This window comes from Paraburkholderia sp. BR10923 (assembly GCF_040948765.1).
GTDB classification, from domain to species: Bacteria; Pseudomonadota; Gammaproteobacteria; order Burkholderiales; family Burkholderiaceae; genus Paraburkholderia; species Paraburkholderia youngii.
The window spans coordinates 1-464 of record NZ_JBFPKO010000163.1 but is presented as its reverse complement, the minus strand read 5'-3'; the positions used below and the strand labels follow the sequence as shown (position 1 = coordinate 464).

At 58.0% G+C, this 464-nt stretch carries 1 pseudogene; it reads right to left on the bottom strand.

Going from position 1 to position 464, the window contains the following annotated elements:
• Positions 1 to 306, bottom strand: a pseudogene (locus tag AB3X94_RS41920) (transposase); the annotation flags it as partial.
• Between the last annotated feature and the right edge of the window lie 158 nt (positions 307 to 464).

Here is a 464-nt window from a genome sequence, read left to right as displayed (position 1 = left end):
CGCTGGGTTGACCACGGCGATCCTGGGCGACCCGGATGATCGAGCGCAAATCGCTCACCATGGCCTCGAAGCAGCCCGCCTGAATCCAGCGTTGCGTCTGCTGGTAGATCAACTCCCATGGCGGAAATCATTGGGCAACAAACGGCATGGGGCACCCGCACGTACGATCCAGCGCAGCGCGTTGAACATCTCGCGCAGTTCGTAGCGGCGCTGCGGTGCGTCCTTGTTCATCAAGGTCAGATACGGAGCGGCGAAGTACCACTCTTCATCCGATACATCCGTTGGGTACGGCCTGCGTTTTTTCATTCCGCCAGGATACCAGGTCCGACATAAAGTGCCTAAGGCATTGCTGATCAAGTCCACCGCATAGCTACTCGGAGCGTTATAGAGCGGAGTGGATAAGGAAGGCAGAACAGGATGAAGCAGCAGACGCTGGCGATGGCAGCTGACGAAGGTGCGGGTTT